The 17,996-nt window shown below is 75.4% G+C and carries 15 protein-coding genes; 13 read left to right on the plus strand and 2 right to left on the minus strand.

The genetic code is table 11. The annotated features are described in order from the left end of the window. On the minus strand, positions 1-1,086 hold a 1,086-nt coding region (gene folP / locus MHY29_RS06460; RefSeq protein WP_370643462.1), incomplete at its 3' end, for a dihydropteroate synthase. 65 nt (positions 1,087-1,151) lie between these two features. Between folP and MHY29_RS06465 the strand changes: the two genes are divergently transcribed. The 13 genes from MHY29_RS06465 to secA all read left to right on the plus strand — a co-directional run bounded on the left by MHY29_RS06465 (position 1,152) and on the right by secA (position 17,428). Next, positions 1,152-2,510, plus strand: coding sequence for a TrkH family potassium uptake protein (locus tag MHY29_RS06465; protein ID WP_224354577.1), 1,359 nt, complete (start codon positions 1,152-1,154; stop codon positions 2,508-2,510). Further along, complete coding sequence (locus tag MHY29_RS06470) at positions 2,503-3,192, plus strand: TrkA family potassium uptake protein (RefSeq protein WP_224354578.1); 690 nt, start codon at positions 2,503-2,505, stop codon at positions 3,190-3,192. Before MHY29_RS06465 ends, MHY29_RS06470 begins: the two co-directional genes overlap by 8 nt. 37 nt (positions 3,193-3,229) lie before the next feature. Then, a complete protein-coding gene (locus MHY29_RS06475) occupies positions 3,230-4,474 on the plus strand; it encodes a cysteine desulfurase family protein (RefSeq protein WP_224354579.1) in 1,245 nt (414 codons plus the stop codon). Next, the gene (gene mnmA, locus MHY29_RS06480; protein ID WP_224354580.1) at positions 4,471-5,607 is read left to right on the plus strand and encodes a tRNA 2-thiouridine(34) synthase MnmA; all 1,137 of its coding nucleotides are present in this window, start codon (positions 4,471-4,473) and stop codon (positions 5,605-5,607) included. Before MHY29_RS06475 ends, mnmA begins: the two co-directional genes overlap by 4 nt. A 9-nt stretch (positions 5,608-5,616) precedes the next feature. Continuing rightward, on the plus strand, positions 5,617-6,006 hold the full coding sequence (locus MHY29_RS06485; protein WP_224354581.1) for a chorismate mutase: 390 nt from the start codon (positions 5,617-5,619) through the stop codon (positions 6,004-6,006). Continuing rightward, a complete protein-coding gene (locus MHY29_RS06490; protein ID WP_224354582.1) occupies positions 5,999-7,120 on the plus strand; it encodes a hypothetical protein in 1,122 nt (373 codons plus the stop codon). Before MHY29_RS06485 ends, MHY29_RS06490 begins: the two co-directional genes overlap by 8 nt. Positions 7,121-7,313: 193 nt before the next feature. Next, positions 7,314-7,994: an MtrAB system response regulator MtrA gene (mtrA, locus tag MHY29_RS06495; RefSeq protein ID WP_224354583.1), complete on the plus strand. Its 681-nt coding sequence runs from the start codon at positions 7,314-7,316 to the stop codon at positions 7,992-7,994. 4 nt (positions 7,995-7,998) lie between these two features. Further along, positions 7,999-9,795, plus strand: coding sequence for an MtrAB system histidine kinase MtrB (mtrB, locus tag MHY29_RS06500; protein ID WP_224354584.1), 1,797 nt, complete (start codon positions 7,999-8,001; stop codon positions 9,793-9,795). Continuing rightward, entirely contained in the window at positions 9,795-11,522 is a 1,728-nt protein-coding gene (locus MHY29_RS06505) for an LpqB family beta-propeller domain-containing protein (RefSeq protein WP_239239082.1), read from the plus strand. The genes mtrB and MHY29_RS06505 overlap by 1 nt, the downstream gene beginning before the upstream one ends. A gap of 103 nt (positions 11,523-11,625) precedes the next feature. Beyond that, positions 11,626-12,402: a ComF family protein gene (locus MHY29_RS06510; RefSeq protein WP_239239085.1), complete on the plus strand. Its 777-nt coding sequence runs from the start codon at positions 11,626-11,628 to the stop codon at positions 12,400-12,402. A 159-nt stretch (positions 12,403-12,561) separates the two neighbouring features. Then, the gene (gene hpf / locus MHY29_RS06515) at positions 12,562-13,242 is read left to right on the plus strand and encodes a ribosome hibernation-promoting factor, HPF/YfiA family (RefSeq protein WP_224354587.1); all 681 of its coding nucleotides are present in this window, start codon (positions 12,562-12,564) and stop codon (positions 13,240-13,242) included. A gap of 56 nt (positions 13,243-13,298) precedes the next feature. Next, positions 13,299-14,600: a DNA glycosylase AlkZ-like family protein gene (locus MHY29_RS06520; protein ID WP_239239088.1), complete on the plus strand. Its 1,302-nt coding sequence runs from the start codon at positions 13,299-13,301 to the stop codon at positions 14,598-14,600. Between the two features lie 86 nt (positions 14,601-14,686). After that, positions 14,687-17,428 (plus strand): preprotein translocase subunit SecA, encoded by a 2,742-nt coding sequence (gene secA, locus MHY29_RS06525; protein WP_239239091.1) that lies wholly within the window; start codon positions 14,687-14,689, stop codon positions 17,426-17,428. Positions 17,429-17,531: 103 nt separating this feature from the next. Here secA and MHY29_RS06530 read toward each other — a convergent pair. Further along, the coding region (locus tag MHY29_RS06530) for an Rv3235 family protein (RefSeq protein ID WP_239239094.1) at positions 17,532-17,996 on the minus strand (465 nt) is incomplete at its 5' end.

Raw genomic sequence — 17,996 nt, forward strand, 5'->3', positions numbered from 1 at the left:
GCCCTGCGCCGTGCCCCCGCCCCGGACCTGGTCCCCGGGCCGTGGGTGCGGGCCGTGTTCGTCTCCTCCCTCGACGGGGCCGCGACCCTGGACGGCCGCGGGGGGCCGGTCCGCCGGGACGCGGTCCGCCGGCGTGGTGCGGTCCGCGGCGGGGTTCACGTCCCCGGTGTTGTGGACGGCGAGGAGGGGCTCGCGCCATCCCAGGATGCACTCGAGCATGTGGGCCGTGGAGACGGAGGCGTCGGCGTCGTGCATGCGCAGGATCCGGGCGCCGGCGAGGGCGCAGAAGGCGGCGGAGGCGAGGGTGCCGGCCAGCCGGTCGTGCCGGTGTCGGTCCAGGGACTCGCCGATGAAGTCCTTGTTGGACACGGCCGCCAGCACGGGGAAGCCCAGGTCGGCGATCTCGTCCAGGCGGCGCGTGACCTCCAGGGTGTGCACGGTGGTCTTGTTGAGGTCGTGGCCCGGGTCCACGATGATCCGCTCCTCGGGGACCCCCAGCGCCACCGCACGGTCCACGGTGCGCAGCAGGTGCTCGCGCACCTCCGCGACCACGTCGTCGTACCGCGGGCGGGGGACCACCGTCCGCGGTCCGCTCACATGGGCCAGCGAGTGCGTCACCACGAGGTGGGCGTTCGAGGCCGCGACGACCCGCCCCAGGTCCGGGTAGTAGAGGCCGGTGGTGTCGTTCACGACGTCGGCGCCCGCGTCGATGGCGGCCTCCGCCACCGCCGGCTGGAACGTGTCCGCGGAGAGGATCAGCCGCCGGGCGGCCTCCGAGGCGCCCTCGCCCCGGCCCGCGCGCACGGCGGCGACGAAGGGGGCCACGCGGGCGGCCTCCTCGGCGGGGTCGAGCTCCCGGCCCGGGGCGAACGGCACCCCGCCCACGTCCACCCACTCGGCCCCCGCGTCCGCGGCGGTGTGCACCTGGGCGAGTGCGGCGTCGAACGCGAAGCCCGCGCCGTCGTCGAAGAAGGAGTCCGGGGTGCGGTTGACCACGGCCATCGTGACGATCCGGCGGCGGAAGTCGATCTCGTGATGGGCGAACCGGTGCACCGGGTGGGCGAGGGGGACGGAGGGGGTCGGCACCCGGCCATTCAACCACCGGCGCCGCGCCGTGACAGGACGCTTCGGGAGGACTATGTTTCCCTCCCGTGGCACCCACCTCGTCGCCGCGGGTCGGCCCGCGCCGGCCCCGCTTCCGGCCGACCCAGCTCGTGGTCGGGTCCTTCCTCGTCGCCATCGTGACGGGCACCGGCGCACTGCTGCTGCCCGCCTCGTATCAGGGCCGCGCGCCCACCCCGCTGGAGGCCGCGTTCACGGCGACCAGCGCCACCACGGTCACGGGACTCGGCGTCGTGGACACCCAGACGTTCTGGACACCCCTGGGTCAGGTCGTGATCCTGGCGCTCATCAAGCTCGGTGGCCTGGGCGTCATGACGTTCACGTCGCTGCTGGGGCTGGTGATCCTCCGGCGGCTCGGCCTCACCCAGCGCCTCGACGCCGCGGCCTCCACCCGGGCCGAGGGGATCGGGGACCTGCCCCGGGTGCTGCAGGCCCTGATCCTGTACTCCACGGCCGTCGAGGCCTCGGTGGCGCTGCTGCTGAGCCTGCGCTTCTGGCTGGGCGCGGGGATGTCCCCGGGCCAGGCGCTGTGGCAGGGGATCTTCCACGCGGTCTCCGCATTCAACAACGCCGGGTTCGCGCTGTTCAGCGACAACCTCATGGGCTTCGTCTCGGACCCGTTCATCTGCCTGCCGATTGCGGCGGCGATCATCTTGGGCGGCCTGGGCCTGCCGGTCGTGCTGACCCTGCGGCGGCACCTGCGCCGGCCCGAGCGGTGGAACCTCACGGTCCGGCTCGTGCTCGTGGGCACCGCGGTGCTGCTGGTGGGCGGCACGCTCATGTACCTCGTCCTCGAGTGGTCCAACCCGCGGACCCTGGGCGGTCTGGACCCGGCCTCGCGCGTGCTCGCGGCGTTTTTCCAGTCCGTCACGACCCGCACCGCCGGCTTCAACACCCTGGACTACGGGCAGATGCATCCCGTGACGCTCTTCGGCACCGACGTGCTCATGTTCATCGGCGGCGGCCCCGCCGGCACCGCCTCGGGCGTGAAGATCACGACGGCCAGCGTCCTGCTGTTCATCGTGCTCGCGGAGATCCGGGGGGAGGGCGCCGTCCATGCGTTCGGCCGCCGGCTCTCCCGGACCACGCACCGCGAGGCGATCACCGTGATCATGCTCTCCGCGACCGCGATCGCCGTCGCCACGATGGCGATCATGGGCCTGTCCTCGTTCACGACCGACCAGATCCTGTTCGAGTGCGTGTCGGCGTTCGGCACGGTGGGCCTGTCCACCGGCATCACCGCCCAGCTGCCGCCGACCGCGCAGGGCATCCTCATGCTCCTCATGTTCGTCGGCCGCATCGGCCCCGCCACCGTTGCCGGCAGCCTGGCCCTGACCGACCGCACCCGCCACTTCGAGTACCCGAAGGAGAGGCCCCTCATTGGCTGATCTCACCCGTTCCCTGTTCGCTCCCCGCCGGGGCGACCGCCCCACCGTGGCCGTCCTCGGGCTCGGCCGGTTCGGCTCCGGGGTCGCCCTCGAGCTCATGGAGTCCGACTGCCACGTGCTGGGGGTCGACGCCGATGCCGAGGCCGTCCAGGCGCTCAACGGCCGACTGACCCACGTCGTCCGCGCGGACAGCACGGACGAGGAGGCGATGCGCCAGCTCTCGGTCCACGAGATGGACCACGTCGTCGTCGCCATCGGCGGCGACCTCGCCGACTCGATCCTCACCGTCTCGCTCATGCGGCGGTTCGGGACGCACCAGCTCTGGGCCAAGGCCAACGACGACCGCCACGGCGAGATCCTGCGTCAGCTCGGCGTGGAGCACGTGGTCCATCCGGAGAGGGACATGGGCCGCCGCGTGGCGCACCTGGTCAGCACGTCCTTCCAGGACTTCGTCGAGGTCGAGCCGGGCCTGGCCATGGTCCGGGCCACGCCGCCGTCGCGCCTGCTGGGCAGGGACCTGCGCGCCACCGGACTCGCGGGGGAGCGGGGCATGCGCGTGGTCGCCGTCAGCAGCCGCGGCACGTGGCTCTACCCGCCGAGTCACTACGTGCTCGAGCCCGAGGACACGATCCTCCTGGTGGGCCCGACCCGCGATGTCGAGCGGTTCCTCGCCCGGGACTGAGCCGGGGCACATCCGGCGCGGCTCCTAGACTGGCCGGGTGACCACCCCGGACCGCGTGCACCTGGACCACGCCGCCACCACGACGGTGCGCCCCACCGCGCTCGCGGCCCTGGCCGAGGCGGCCGCGCTGCCGGGCAACCCGGCCTCCCTCCACGCCTCCGGCCGCCGGGCCAAGCTGCACCTCGAGGAGGCGCGGGAGCGCATCGCCGCGGCGCTCGGGGCGCACCCCACCGAGGTGATCCTCACGTCCGGGGGCACCGAGGCGGACAACCTCGCCGTCCAGGGGCTGTACCGAGCCCGCCGCGCGGCCGCGCCGGAGCGCACCCGGATCGTGCTGACCGGCATCGAGCACCACGCGGTCCTCGACGTGGTGGGCTGGCTCGCCGCGCACGAGGGTGCCGAGCCGGTGCTCGTCCCGGTCGACGACGACGGGCGGGTCGACCTCGCCGCATGGGGGGCCGCGCTGGCGGCCGCGCCCGAGCGGACCGCCCTGGCCACGTTGATGTGGGCCAACAACGAGATCGGCACGGTCCAGCCCGTGGCCGAGGCCGCCCGGCTCGCGGCCGACCACGGGGTCCCGTTGCACACCGACGCCGTCCAGGCCCTCGGGGCGGTGCCCGTGGACTTCGCCGCGTCCGGGGCCGCGACCCTGGCTGTCTCGGGGCACAAGGTCGGCGCCCCCGTGGGTGTGGGCGCCCTGCTCGTGCGCCGGGACGTCACGCTGGAGGCCGTGGTGCACGGCGGCGGCCAGGAACGACGCCTGCGCTCGGGCACGGTCTCGGTGGCCCTGGCCGCCGCGCTGGCGGCCGCCGTCGCGGAGGCCGTCGCGGAGCAGCCCGCCGAGGCCGCCCGCCTGGGCGGGCTGCGGGACGAGGTGATCGCCGCCGTCGACGCCCTGGACGGGGTGCGCCTGACCGGGCCGCGGGACCTCGACCCGGCGACGGGAGAGCCGCTGCCGCCGGGGACGCGCCGACTGCCCGGCAACGTCCACATCACCGTGCCGGGCCGGACCGCGGACGCGCTGCTGTTCTTCTTCGACATGGCCGGGCTGGACACCTCGTCCGGGTCGGCGTGCACCGCCGGGGTGGCCGAGCCGTCGCACGTGGTCGCGGCCCTGCCGGGGCGGACGGAGGCCGACGCACGGGCCACCCAGCGGTTCACCCTCGGCCGGACGACGACGCCGGCCGAGGCGGCCGCGCTCATCGACGGGCTGCGGACGCTGCTGGGGCCGGCGTCTAGACTGGACCGCCCGTCCGTCGTCGAGAGAGGAGTCCGCCCGTGAAGGTCCTGGCCGCCATGTCCGGTGGGGTGGACTCCGCCGTCGCCGCCGCCCGCGCCGTGGAGGCGGGGCACGACGTCGTCGGGGTGCACCTGGCCCTGTCCCGCATGCCGGGCACGCTGCGCACGGGCTCGCGGGGCTGCTGCACGATCGAGGACGCCCAGGACGCCTGGCGGGCCTGCGAGGTGCTGGGCATCCCCTTCTACACGTGGGACTTCTCCGAGCGCTTCCAGGCGGATGTGGTGGACGACTTCGTAGCGGAGTACGCGGCCGGGCGCACCCCGAACCCCTGCCTGCGCTGCAACGAAAAGATCAAGTTCGAGGCGCTCCTGGACCGCGCCCTCGAGCTCGGCTTCGACGCGGTGGCCACCGGGCACTACGCGCGCGTGGAGTGGGGGGAGGACGGCCGCGTGCAGCTGCACCGCGCCGCCGAGGACGCCAAGGACCAGTCCTACGTGCTGGGGGTGCTGCGGGAGGACCAGCTGGAGCACTGCCTGTTCCCGCTCGCGGACACGCCCACGAAGGAGCTCGTCCGCTCCGAGGCCGCCGAGCGCGGCCTCTCGGTGGCCGCCAAGCCCGACTCGCACGACATCTGCTTCATCCCCGACGGAGACACCCGCGGCTGGCTGGCCGAGCGCATCGACCTGGCACCGGGCCCCATCGTCGGCGCCGACGGCGAGGTCCTCGGCGAGCACGCGGGCGCGCAGGCGTACACCGTGGGGCAGCGCAAGGGGCTGGCCATCGGCCGGCCCGCCCCGGACGGGCGGCCCCGGTTCGTGCTGGAGGTCCGGCCGAAGGACAACACGGTGGTGGTCGGCGGCAGGGAGCTGCTGGACGTGGACCGCATCACCGCGATCCGTCCGTCCTGGGCCGGGGCGCCGCTGCCGGAGGCGGCCGCCGGCGGGTGGTTCGACTGCGAGCTGCAGTTCCGCGCGCACGGGGAGATCGTCCCCGCCCGGGCCCGCCAGGCCGCCGACGACGACGGCCGCCCGCGGTGGGAGATCCGCCCGGAGCGGCCCCTGCGGGGGGTCGCCCCCGGCCAGTCCGCGGTGCTGTACCGCGGCACCCGGGTGCTCGGCCAGGCGACCATCGACACCGCCCGCAACGCCGCCGTGGACGCCGCGGAGCGTGCGTAGGGTGGCCGCATGAGCCACGACTACGACCCGCACGCCAGCTCCCTGGCCGGCACCGCGGACCAGGACATCCTCGAGGAGCTGTACGAGATCCGCGGGAGCATCGACAACATCGACGCGTCCCTGGTGTATCTGCTGGCCGAGCGCTTCAAGTTCACCCAGCGGGTGGGCCGGCTCAAGGCGCGCCACGCCCTGCCCCCGTCGGACCCGGGGCGAGAGGCCGCGCAGATCGAGCGGCTCCAGGACCTCGCCCGCGACGCGGACCTGGAGCCCGAGTTCGCCGAGAAGTTCCTGAACTTCATCATCGCCGAGGTCATCCGCCACCACCGGGCCATCGCCGAGGACGAGGCCCCGGTGGCCCGTCCCGCCGAGGCGTCCGACGCCGGGTCCGCGGATGCCTGAGGCGTCCGACGACGTCGGCGCCGTGCGGGTCGCCGCGCTCGGCGGCGCTCCGTGGCGCGGCACCGACGCGGCCGAGGCGCAGCTGGCGACGCTCGGAGAGCTGGGCGCCGAGCACTGGCCGGTCCTGCCGGAGCTGCCCGATCGCGGCCCCGGCGCCGACGCGACCGGCCGCAGCGCCGCCCTCCTGCACGAGCTGGCCGTGGACCTGCAGCCCCACGGCTGGCGGGTGAGCCCGCCCGGCGTCGTCGGCTCGGGCATGGACCGCCGCCGGGCCGCATCCTTCTGGCGCGAGGACGCCCACCGCTGGGCGGACACCGCCGGGGCCGAGGGCGCCGTCGTGGAGCGCCTGGGCGTGCGCCTGCGCGGCCCGCTGTCCCTGCTGGGGAGCCTGTGGCTGCCGGGGGGCGAGCGGGTGCTCGTGGACCATGGTGCCCGGCGCGACGTCGCGGCGTCCTACGTGGAGGGCCTGCGCGACGCGGTGCCCCGCCTCGCCGCGGCGACCGGGGCCCGGACCCTGGGCGTCGTGCTGGACGAACCGTGGGCCGCCGCCGTCCTGGCCGGCGCCCTCCCCACGGCCAGCGGCTACCGCACCGTGCGGTCCGTGCCCCGGGACGAGGTCCGCGCGCTGTGGCGCGACGCGCTGGCGGCGCTCGCGGACCTGCCCGGCGTCGGCCGGGTGTGGCTCGCCCCAGGGCGCCGTTCGGCGGGCGTGGACGTGCCGTTGCCGGACGTGTCCGCCCTGGCCGCGCTGGCGGGGGAGTCCCTGCCCGCGGCGGCACCGTCCGCGGACGACGACGCGCCCGCCCCGACCCGCGTGGACCTCGTGGTGCCCGTCGGCGCCCTGGACCCCGGGCCCGACGGCACGGGCGGGACGCGGGCGGGCTGGGAGACGGCCGCCGGGTGGACCGACGCCGGGCGCGGCCTCACGCTGTCCACGGCGACGGGGGTCCGGCCCGCGGACGTCGCCCGGACCTGGGAGCGCCTCGGTGCGGACCCCGGGCACCTCGCCGGCGTCGGGCTGACGGTCCCGGGACCGCACGATGCCGCCGTGCTAGGGCGCCTCCGTGCGGACGCCGAGGAGCTCGCCGCGCGGGTCGGGGAGCTCCTCGGCTGAGCGCCGTCCCGCGGGGGCGCGGCCCGCTCCGGCGCCCGGAACGGTCACGAATCCGTGACGACGCGCGTCGTTCTGCTGGCTCCGGCACTCCGACGTCCGGGGCAGGCGCTACGATCCGAGGGTGGGCACGGCGAGGTCGCGCCCGGCGCCGCCGTGGGGGCGGTGCGCCCGGCAGCGGGAGGAGGACGCGGGCATGAGCAAGGCCAGGATCCTGGTGGTCGACGACGACGAGGCGCTCGCCGAGATGATCGGCATCGTCCTGCGCAACGACGACTTCGAGCCGTCGTTCGCCGTGGACGGCACCTCTGCCCTGCCCGCCTTCCGGTCCGCCCGCCCGGACCTCGTCCTGCTGGACCTCATGCTCCCCGGGATCGACGGCATCGAGGTCTGCAAGCAGATCCGCGCCGAGTCGGACGTGCCGATCATCATGCTCACCGCCAAGTCGGACACCGCCGACGTCGTCCGCGGCCTGGAGTCCGGGGCGGACGACTACGTGCCCAAGCCCTTCAAGCCCGCGGAGCTCGTGGCCCGCGTGCGCGCCCGGCTCCGCGAGGGCGAGCAGCGCCCGGCCGAGGCCCTGGCCATCGGGGACGTGCGCATCGACGTCGCCGGCCATCAGGTCTCGCGCGGCGGCGCGCCGATCTCCCTCACGCCGCTGGAGTTCGACCTGCTCGTGGCCCTGGCCCGCAAGCCGCGCCAGGTGTTCACCCGGGAGATGCTCCTCGAGGAGGTCTGGGGGTACCGCCACCAGGCGGACACCCGCCTGGTGAACGTCCACGTCCAGCGCCTGCGCGCCAAGGTCGAGCCAGACCCGGAGAACCCGACCGTGGTGCTCACGGTGCGCGGCGTCGGCTACAAGGCCGGCCAGGTCTGAGCCGGTGACCGCCCCGGCCGAGCCCCCGCAGCCGGCCGAGACCGGCGACCCGGACGAGACCGGGGCCACGTCCGCGCCCGCGTCGGCGGGTCCCTCCACGTCCGCCGCCCCGCCGCGGGCCGGCCTCCGGCGCCGCCTGCGTCGGCGCTGGAACGGCTCCCTCCAGCTGCGCACCGCCGTCCTGGCGGGCCTGCTCACGCTCCTCGCGAGCCTCATGATCTCGGGGCTGATCACCCAGCAGGTGGCCCAGGCCCTCTTCGACGCCCGGCACCAGCAGGTGGAGGCCGAGGCCCGCCGCGGCCTGGCCCGCGTGCAGAGCACCTTCGCCAACGCGGCCGCGACGGACCAGCAGGCCACGGACGCCCTCGTCAGCCAGACCATGCGGGCGCTGGAGCTGGACGGCGGCACCACGATCCGGCGGCGCTTCCGCCTGGAGCCGCTGCCCGGCGGCACGGCGGCGTCCGTCGGCACCGTCTCCTCCCAGGGGCTGGACGCCGACGTGATCCCCCAGGACCTGCGCGACGCCGTGGCCTCCGGGCCGGGGGTCTACGACGCGTCGATCGCCCTCCCCGCGGCGGACGGCAACACGCGCCCCGGGCTGGCGTACGGCACGCAGGTGGTCCTCCCGCCGGGCGCGACCTACGCGCTGTACCTGGTCTACGACCTCTCGGACGTGCAGGAGTCGCTGGACTCGGTCCTGGGCGTGCTCCTGATGTTCGGCAGCGGCTTCCTGCTGGTCACCGTCCTGGTCTCCTGGTGGGCCGCGCACAGCGTGGTCCGGCCGGTCCAGCAGGCCGCGACGGCCGCCGAGTCGATCTCCGGCGGCAACCTCGCGGTGCGCATGCCGGTGCGCGGGGACGACGAGATGGCGCGTCTGGGCACCTCCTTCAACCGGATGGCAGACAGCATCCAGGCGCAGATCACCCAGCTCGCGCAGCTCTCCCGCATGCAGCAGCGCTTCGTCTCCGACGTCTCCCACGAGCTGCGGACCCCGCTGACCACGGTGCGGATGGCGGCGGACGTCCTCTACGGCTCCCGGGAGGACTTCGACCCCGTGAACCGCCGCTCCACGGAGCTGCTCTACCACCAGGTGGACCGCTTCCAGGCCATGCTCGCGGACCTGCTGGAGATCACCCGGTTCGACGCCGGCGCCGCCCAGCTGGCGCTCGAGGACACGGACCTGCTGGCCCTGGCCCGCGACGTCGTGCTGACCGCCGCACCGCTGGCCGATCAGGCGAAGGTCCCCGTGTACCTGGTGCCGCTCCCCCTCGAGGAGGGCCTGGACTGCGTGGCCCAGGTGGACCCGCGCCGCATCGAGCGGATCCTGCGCAACCTCGTGAACAACGCGATCGAGCACGCCGAGGGCTCACCCGTGGACGTGCTCGTCGCCGCTGACGAGGGGGCCGTGTCCGTGGCCGTCGTGGACGAGGGCATCGGCATGAGCCCGGAGCAGGTCCAGCGGGTCTTCGACCGGTTCTGGCGCGCCGATCCGTCCCGCAAGCGCACCACCGGCGGCTCCGGCCTCGGCCTGGCCATCGCCACCGAGGACACCCGCCTGCACGGGGGCCGTCTGGAGGCGTGGGGCGAGCTCGGGGTGGGCTCCGTGTTCATGGTGACCCTGCCCCGCCGCAACGGCGCCGAGTCGCCGGTGCGCCGTGCGGTCCTGCCCATGCCGCCGTCCTACGACCGGGGCGGCCGGCGGCTGGCCGCGGACCTGCACACCCCGGTGACCGGTCCGGAGGGGACCGGCGTGCACGACGCCGCCGCGCTGCCCGAGCGCGGCAGGGAACAGGAGCTCTGATGCGCCCGTCCGGCCCCGCACGACCCCGCCGCCGGCTCTGCGCCGCGGCCCTGGCGGGCGCCCTCGCGCTCGCGGGCTGCGCCCAGATCCCGCAGTCCTCGCCCGTGCGCAGCGGCGCCCCGCTGGACGTGGGGTCGCGCGCCGCGGACGCCCCGCAGTTCCGCCCCCCGGGGCCCGCCGAGGACGCGACCGCGGAGCAGCTCGTCCGCGGCTTCGCGCAGGCGGGGATCGCCCCCGAGGACGGCTACGCGATCGCCCGGCAGTACCTCTCGGCGGAGGCGTCGGACGGGTGGGAGCCGGACCGTGGTGTCGTCGTGTACTCCGGCGAGCCGACCGTCACCCGCGGACTGGGGGAGGGCACCTACGAGGTGCAGCTCGAGGTGGAGTCGGAGGTCGACGAGTTCGGCCAGCGCACGATGGCCCCGCCGAACACCACGCAGGCCCGCGAGGTGACCGTGGAGGAGGTGGACGGGGTCCTGCGCATCACGGGCGTCCAGGATGGGGTCCTGCTCTCCCGCAGCCAGTTCGCCCAGCTCTACGCTCCGCATCCCCTCTACTTCTTCGACCAGTCGCAGGCGTTCGTCGTCCCGGACGTGCGCTGGTTCGTGAACCGCGGCACGGCGGTGACCGCCCTGACCCGCGCCCTGCTGCGCGGCCCCGCGCCCTACCTGACGGGGGCCGTGGCCACCGCCTTCCCCCTGCGCACTGGAGCGGACCTCACCGGCCCCTCCGTCCCGGTCGCGGAGGACGGCACGGCCGCCGTCGACCTGACCGGGGCCACCGTCGACGGCGCCGACCCGGCCCGCCTCAGCCGCATGCGCGAGCAGCTGGAGCGCACGCTCACGGGCGTGTCCGGGGTGGAGCGCGTGGAGGTCACCGTGGAGGGCCGCTCCCTGACCTCGTCCGGGTCGGTCCCGTCGGCCCGCATCGGCGAGGACCCCGGCACGGTCCAGGTCGGCGTGTCCGACGCCGGTGAGCTGGTGTTCTTCCAGGGCCTGGACGCCGTGCCGGTGGGAGGCCTGCCGTCCGTCGCGGACCTGGGGCCGGAGGACCCGGCCATGGACCGGGAGCGGCGCCGCTTCGTGTTCCTGGACCGCACCCGCACGGTCCTGCACGGCGTCGGCACCGACGGCGGGGAGCACCGCCTGCTGGACGGCGGCCGGCTCACCGCACCCAGCCTGGACTCGTCCGGGTGGGCCTGGACCGTCGACCGTGCCCGCTCGTCCCGGATCTCGGTCGTGCGGGCGGACGGCTCTGAGCCGGCGCGGGTCGTCACCACGCCCTGGCTCGCGGAAGGGGAGTCGATCGTGGCCCTGCACATCGGCCCGGCGGGCGCCCGGGCCGCCCTCATCGTGGACGACGGCCAGCAGCGGACCCTCCGCGTGGCCGGCGTCGTGCGGGGCGGGGACGGCGTGCCCACCGCCCTGACGCCCCCCGTGTACATCCCGACGCTCGATCCGCCGGACGACGTCGAGTGGATGGGGGACGGGTCCCTGGTGTCCACGCCGCTCGCGCCCGACGCGGAGACGCGCGTCCGCCCGGAGGTGGTGTCCCTCGACGGCACCTCCCGCCAGCTGAACCCGCTGGCGGGGCTGACCGGGATCAGCGCACGCGAGGAGGGGACGCTGTACGCCGAGACGGCCGAGGACGTGTTCCTCCTGGTCGGCTCCTCCTGGCGGGCGCAGGACGTCGCCACGCCGGTGCACGACCTCGCCTTCCCGGACTGACGGCCCGCCGCGACGACGGGCGACCGCTCCTGCACAGCCGACCGCCCCGCACTGCGGCGCGGTCCGGGGCCGTGGGCGGCGTCGAGCGTGCTGGACTGCCCGCATGCACCCGCTCCTGGAGTCCGTCGTGGACCTCGTCCTGCCCGCCGACTGCGCCGTGTGCGGCACACCCGGGCACCGTCTGTGCCCGGACTGCCGGTGCCTGCTCCGGCGGGAGCTGTCCGCCCCGCACCGCGCCGAGGAGCCCGCGCTCGCCCTGCCCCTGGGCCCCGACGGCGCGCCGCTTCCGGTCTGGGCGGCCGGGGACTACCGCGACGGCCTCGCGGCCGCGCTGCTCGCCTTCAAGGACCACCACGGCTTCGGCCTGCGCCCCATCCTGGGGGACGCGCTCGCCCGCACGGTCGCGGCGGCCCGACTGGACCCCGGCCTGCAGGGGGCCGCGCACGCCCTGCTCGTGCCCGTCCCCGGATCGGCCTCGGGGTTCCGGCGGCGCGGCTACGACCCGCTGGCCGAGCTGGTCCGCTCCCTGCCCGCCCCCTGGGTGCGGGACGACGTCGTCCGGGCGGCCCCGGCGTGGTCGGCGTGGCCACCCGGCGGCGGGCCCTCCCACGGCGGTGCGGGCTCCCGGGAGCGCCGCTCCCGGCGGCGGGGCTGGCGGGTCCGGGAGGGGGCCCTGCGCCCGGGCGCCCCGGTCCTGCTCGTGGACGACGTGCTCACCACCGGCGCCACCCTGGCCACCCTGCACCGGGCCGTCCGGCGGGCCGGCGGCCGTCCGGTGGGCGGCGTCGTCGTCGCCGCGGTGGCCCCGCCGACCGGGGACGGCGGGGCCGGGGTCGGCGGTGCGGGATCGACCCTGGCCGGAGCCGAACCGGGGGAGTAGTGTTCTGGCCACGGAACACGCTCCCCGTGTTCCCGTCCCGCCGACGGCAGGAAGGAGGCCCCGCCCTCTGACCGATGCGGACCGTGCCGCGGACCGTCCGGCGAGGAGGCGACCTCCCCTCCGTTCCGGGACCTGAGTGAGCCGGATCAGGAGGACATCATGACCCTCGACGTCAGCTACATCGCCCGCGGCATCACCCTCTCGGACCGCTTCCGTGAGCACGTGGAGGAGCGCCTCGAGAAGATCGAGCCGCTCGCCGAGGGCGCCGAGACCCTCGAGGTCAAGGTCAGCCGCTCCTCGCACCACCGCCACTCCGACGAGGGCATGCGCGTCGAGCTGACCCTCCGGGGTGCCCGCGAGGTCGTGCGCGCCGAGGGCGATGCCGACGACAAGGCCGCCGCGTTCGATGCCGCGCTGTCCCGGATCGCCGAGCGCCTGCGCCGCATGCGGGACCGCCGCAAGGACCGCCGCCACGGCAAGGGGAGCGCGGCCTCCCGCGGTGCGGGCGAGATCCCGTTCGTGCCGCCGCTGCCCGCCGTGGGCCAGGCGGACGCCCCCGCCGACGAGGCGCCGGAGAGCGGCACGCCGGTGAGCATCCGGGCCAAGCGGTTCCCGGCCACGCCGATGTCCGTGGACCGGGCCGTGGACGCCATGGAGCTCGTCGGCCACGACTTCTACCTGTTCCAGGACGAGACCACCGGCGTGCCCTCCGTGGTGTACCGCCGCCGCGGCTGGTCCTACGGCGTCATCAGCCTGGACGAGTCCCTCCCGGCGCACCACGTCGCCCCCGTCGAGGGCGAGCGCGTCTACCAGGCGAGCCGGGAGGCCGACGCCGAGTGAGCAGTCGGCGCGCCGCCACGGCACCGCCCGGGTCCGCCCCGGGCGGTGCCGTCCCCGTGTGGTCGGCATCCCGTGCCCGCTGCGTCGTCCTGGGCGCGCAGGGCCTCGCCGGACCGCGGCCGGCCGCGAGCGCGCGGCGGGTGGCCGGCGTCGCCGCGCGCCTCGGCGTGGTGCAGGTGGACTCGGTGGACGTGCTCGCCCGCGCCCACCTGATGCCGTTCCACTCCCGCCTGGAGGACGTGGACCCGGCCCACGTCGCCGCCCTCACCGAGGGCCGCGGCCGGCGCTTCACGGAGGCCTGGGCGCACGAGGCCTCGATCGTGCCCGCGACGTCCCGCGCGGCGCTCACCCTCCTGCAGGGCCGGCGCTGGCCGCTCGCCACGGCGCTGCCCGAGGACCGCCGCACCGCCGCGGCGGCGGACATCCGGGCCCTGCTGGCGGCGCACGGGCCGCTGACGGCGCGCGAGGTGCGCGACCGGCGCGCCTCGCCCTGCGGGCCCGGGACCTCCTGGGGGTGGAACTGGTCCGAGGACAAGCGGGTCCTCGAGCATCTCTTCGCCGAGGGCTCCCTGGCCTCCGCCGGCCGCACCGCCTCCTTCGAGCGCCGCTATGCCCTTCCCGAGCTGCTCTGGCCTCAGGGGGAGAGCGGGCGGGCCCCGGTGCCGCCGGAGCCCGCCGCCGGCGGCGACGCCCGGCTCGCCGCCGCCCTCCAGCTCACCCGGATCGCCCTGCGCGCCCAGGGGGTGGGAGTCGCCGACGAGATCGCCGACCACCACCGCGCCCCCGTGACGCTGACCCGGCGGGCGCTGGAGGTCCTCGCCGACCGCGGCGAGGCGCTCGAGGTCCGCCTGGACCTCGGCGGGACCCGCCCCGTGCCCGCCTGGGCGGACCCGACGGCGCGCACCCCGCGCCGCGCGGGGGCGTGCACGCTGCTGAACCCCTTCGACCCGGCCGTCTTCCACCGCCCACGCGTGGAGCGGCTCTTCGGTGTGCGCTACCGGCTGGGGATCTACACCCCGGTGGACCGTCGCGTGCGCGGCTACTACCCGCTGCTCCTCCTGCAGGGGGAGCGCCTCACCGCGCAGGCGGACCTCGGGGCCGTCCGCCGCGGGCCGGATCCCCGGCTCGAGCTGCGCGGCGCCTGGTCCGAGGACCCCGCGGCGCACCCGGGCCCGGCCGGGCCGGCCCCGACCCCGGACGAGGTGGCCGACGCCCTCGCCGAGGAGGCGCTGCGCGCCGCGCGCTGGCGCGGACTGCCGCGCGTCGTGGTGCCCGAGGGCGCCCCCGGAGACCTGACGCCGCGCGTGCGGCGGGCGCTGCTGGAGCGCGACGGCGGCCGCGTGCCGCCCGGACCGTAGACTGTCGGGACGACCGCGTACGGGTCCGCCGGGGCCGCCGTCGAGCGCCGACGACCGGGCCACACCGCCAAGGGAGCAGAGAACCAGTGCCTTCGATCATCGACCGCGTCCTGAAGATCTCGGACAACCGCGTGCTCAAGCGCATGCGCGGGACCGTGGACGCCGTGAACCTCCTCGAGGACGACTTCCGCGCCCTCTCCGACGCCGAGCTGCGCGCGGAGACGGACTCGTTCAAGAAGCGCCTGGCGGACGGGGAGACCCTGGACCTGCTCCTGCCCGAGGCGTTCGCCGCGGTCCGCGAGGCCGCCGGCCGCACCCTCGGCCAGCGCCACTACGACGTGCAGCTGCTCGGCGGCCTCGCGCTGCACCAGGGCAACATCGCGGAGATGAAGACCGGCGAGGGCAAGACCCTCGTCGCCACCGCCCCCGCCTACCTCAACGCCCTGACCGGCAAGGGCGTGCACGTGGTCACCGTGAACGACTTCCTCGCCTCCTACCAGGCCGACCTGATGGGCCGCGTCTACCGGTTCCTGGGCATGGAGACGGGCGTGATCGTGTCCGGCCAGGACCCGGCCACCCGCCGCGCGCAGTACGCCGCGGACATCACCTACGGCACGAACAACGAGTTCGGCTTCGACTTCCTCCGGGACAACATGGCCTGGTCGAAGGAGGAGCTCGTCCAGCGCGGACACCACTTCGCGATCGTCGACGAGGTGGACTCCATCCTGATCGACGAGGCCCGCACGCCGCTGATCATCTCCGGGCCCGCGCAGGGCGACATCAGCCGCTGGTACGGCGAGTTCGCCCGCCTCGTGCGCTCCCTCGAGCGGGGCACGGACTACGAGGTCGACGAGAAGAAGCGCACCGTCGGCGTCCTGGAGCCGGGCATCGAGAAGGTCGAGGACCACCTCGGCATCGCCAACCTCTACGAGTCCCAGAACACCACGCTCGTGCAGTTCCTCAACAACGCCGTGAAGGCCAAGGAACTGTTCAAGCGGGACAAGGACTACGTGGTCCTCGACGGCGAGGTCCAGATCGTCGACGAGCACACCGGCCGCGTGCTCGCCGGGCGCCGCTACAACGAGGGCCTGCACCAGGCGATCGAGGCCAAGGAGGGCGTCGAGGTCAAGCCGGAGAACCAGACGCTGGCCACCGTGACCCTGCAGAACTACTTCCGCGGCTACGAGAAGCTCTCCGGCATGACCGGCACCGCCGAGACCGAGGCCGCGGAGTTCACGTCCACCTACGGCCTCGGCGTCGTGGTGATCCCCCCGAACAGGGAGAAACAGCGCGTCGACCGCAACGACCTCGTCTACAAGAACGAGAAGGTCAAGTTCGACGCCGTGGTGAAGGACATCGCCGAGCGCCATGCCACGGGCCAGCCCGTGCTGGTGGGCACCACCTCCGTGGAGAAGTCCGAGTACCTCTCCACGCTGCTGACCAAGGCGGGCGTGCGCCACGAGGTACTCAACGCCAAGAACCACGCCCGCGAGGCGGCCATCGTCGCGCAGGCGGGCCGCCCCGGTGCGGTGACCGTGGCCACCAACATGGCCGGCCGCGGCACGGACATCATGCTCGGCGGGAACGCCGAGTTCACCGCCGTGGCGCGCATGCAGGAGCTGGGCCTCGACGCCGCGGAGGACCCCGAGGCCTACGAGGCCCGCTGGCCCGAGGTGCTCGAGCAGGCCGAGGCCGCCGTCCAGGACGCCCGGGAGAAGGTGCGCGAGGCCGGCGGCCTCTACGTGCTGGGCACCGAGCGCCACGACTCGCGCCGCATCGACAACCAGCTGCGCGGACGCTCCGGCCGCCAGGGCGACCCCGGCGAGTCCCGGTTCTACCTCTCCCTGACCGACGACCTGATGCGGAACTTCAACCCGGGCGCGGCCCAGCGGATCATGAACTCCGCCTCCATCCCGGACGACATGGCCCTGGAGTTCAAGATGGTCTCCTCCGCCATCCAGAACGCGCAGTCCCAGGTCGAGGGGCGCAACGCGGAGCAGCGCAAGAACGTCCTGAAGTACGACGACGTGATGAACCGCCAGCGCGAGGCCATCTACGCGGACCGCCGGGCGATCCTCGAGGGCGACAGCCTCGGCGAGCGTGTCCGCGGGTTCGTGGAGGACGCCGTGGGCGCCGTCGTCGACGCGGCCACCGAGGAGGGCGCGCCGGTCGACTGGGACCTCGAGAAGCTCTGGGAGACCCTGCGCGAGGTCTACCCGGTGGGCATCACCCCGGAGGACGTCCTGGAGCAGGTCGGCGGCCGAGGGCGCCTGAAGGCGGCGGACCTGAAGCGCGAGCTGGTCTCCGACGCCCTGCTCGCCTACGACGACCGCGAGGCCCAGGTGGGCTCCGAGGCTCTGCGCGAGGCGGAGCGCCGCGTGGTGCTGGCCATGATCGGCCGCCACTGGCAGGAGCACCTCTACGAGATGGACTACCTCAAGGAGGGCATCGGTCTGCGGGCCATGGCCCAGCGCGAGCCGCTGGTCGAGTACCAGCGCGAGGGCTTCACGATGTTCCAGGCGATGCTCGCGGCCATCAAGGAGGACTCGGTCCGCACCCTGTTCCACGCGCAGATCGCCGCCGCTCCGGCCCCGACGCAGCTGCCCGGCGTCAAGGACGCGCGCGCGATGACGATGGTCCCCCAGGTCTCCGTCGAGGGTGTGGAGACCCCGCGCCAGCCCGCGCGCCTGCACCTGTCCGGCCCCTCCGAGGACGGCGAGGGCGTCGAGGAGAAGGACCTCGCGGCCGACGGCGCTCAGACCCCCGCGGGCGCCAACCGGGCGTCCCGCCGGGCGGAGGCCCGCAGGCGCCGCCGCGGCGAGGACTGAGCCCGGCGCCGGGGGACCCCCGGCGGACAGCGGAGGAGGCCGGGGCCGACGTCGTCATGACGCCGGCCCCGGCCTCCGCCGGCTCCGCGGTCCACCGGCCCGGTCAGCCGATCTCGAGGTGCGTCACCTTCCAGCGGCTCAGGCGGCGCTCGATGCGCAGGGCGACCGCTCGGGCCCGCCCGGCCACGAGCACGGTGGCGCTGGCCTCCACCGCCCCGGGGCGCACCGCGCAGACCCGGGCCCCCACCGGCCGCGGGGCCGTGCCGGACGGCGGGCGTGTGCCCGTCCGCTCGAGCAGGTCGACGCGGCGGCACATCTTCTCGTAGGTCTCGGGCGCCAGCCAGCCGGCGAGGTCTCGCACGGGGCGACGTCCGGCCTCGGTCTCCACGCACGCCACCGCGACCACGGCGGCGAGCGAGCGCAGTCGGCGCAGCTCCTCCCGGTCGTCCTCCTGCTCTGCGCGCCGGACCAGGTCCTCCCCGGTGGGCACCGCCGACATGCGGCGGGCGGGGCCGCGCAGCAGGGCGGACTCGGTGTCGCGCCGGGAGGGGGCCGTTCGGGAGACGGG

The sequence above is a fragment of the Micrococcus sp. ACRRV genome, from assembly GCF_022346985.1.
Classification (GTDB): domain Bacteria; phylum Actinomycetota; class Actinomycetes; order Actinomycetales; family Micrococcaceae; genus Micrococcus; species Micrococcus porci.